This is a genomic window from Brachyspira sp. SAP_772 (assembly GCF_009755885.1).
Taxonomy (GTDB): Bacteria; Spirochaetota; Brachyspiria; order Brachyspirales; family Brachyspiraceae; genus Brachyspira.
This window is the reverse complement of sequence record NZ_VYIX01000069.1, coordinates 1-911: the sequence shown is the minus strand read 5'-3', so window position 1 is coordinate 911 and position 911 is coordinate 1. Positions and strand designations below refer to the sequence as shown.

Genomic DNA, 911 nt, shown 5'->3' with positions numbered 1-911 from the left:
TCTGTACTCATAGAAGCTTGCTGTGCCATAGAAGAAGAAGGGTAGTTTAATACAAGCCATTTTGTATTTTTTACTCTTTGATGCATATGTACAGGGTCTAAATAAAGTTTCTCATATATTTTATAATTTTCTTCTTTAATTGAAGAGTTCTCAGCATTATTGTTGCCTCCCCAAACACCAATATATGCATCCATTTTTTTCATTAGCATTAAGTCAGATTCTGCCCAAGTTTTTATCTGTTCTTCGTTACATTTTTTTAATAATTCTCTCATTATCTCTGGGTCATGATTCCAMACAAAAGGATTAGCACCTACTTTATAAACCTCTTGTATTATTGCCATTACTAGGCTTCTTTCTTCTCCCTCACCATAAACCTTTATTAAAACATTTTCTCCTTTTTTTAATCTGCATGAATAGTTTACTAGATTGTAAGCTAATTTTTCTATTCTTATATCTTTCATTTTTATTTACTCCTAATTATTAATTTATTTTGATTTAAGCATTTTATCTATAGTTTCGCCTATTATCTTCATTCCCTTATCAATATTTTCTACAGAACAGTTTGAATAACTCAATCTAAAAGTGCTTACATTTCTTTTTTTATTATAAAAAGGGTCACCCGGAGATATTGCAACATTTCTTTTTATAGTCTCATTTGCTAACTCCACAGATTTAATATTTTTTGGAAGCTCTACCCATATAAACATTCCRCCTTCAGGCTTTGTATATTTAACTTCTTTTGGGAAATATTTTTCTATAGCATTAATCATAGCATTGCACTGTTTATGATAAAGTTTTCTTATTTTTTCTATATGCTTATCAAAGTCGCTATTGTTTATATATTGAGCAATAGCCATTTGGTCTGGCATGCTAGTATGAACATCAAGTATTTGTTTATATTCTATGGCTTT

2 protein-coding genes are annotated in these 911 nt (G+C 29.3%); both read right to left on the bottom strand.

Going from position 1 to position 911, the window contains the following annotated elements; genetic code table 11:
• Positions 1-461 (bottom strand): aminopeptidase (locus GQX97_RS12625; protein ID WP_198391234.1); only part of this gene is annotated, 461 nt, incomplete at its 3' end.
• A 24-nt stretch (positions 462-485) separates the two neighbouring features.
• On the bottom strand, positions 486-911 hold a 426-nt coding region (locus GQX97_RS12620; RefSeq protein WP_157152244.1), incomplete at its 5' end, for an aminotransferase class I/II-fold pyridoxal phosphate-dependent enzyme.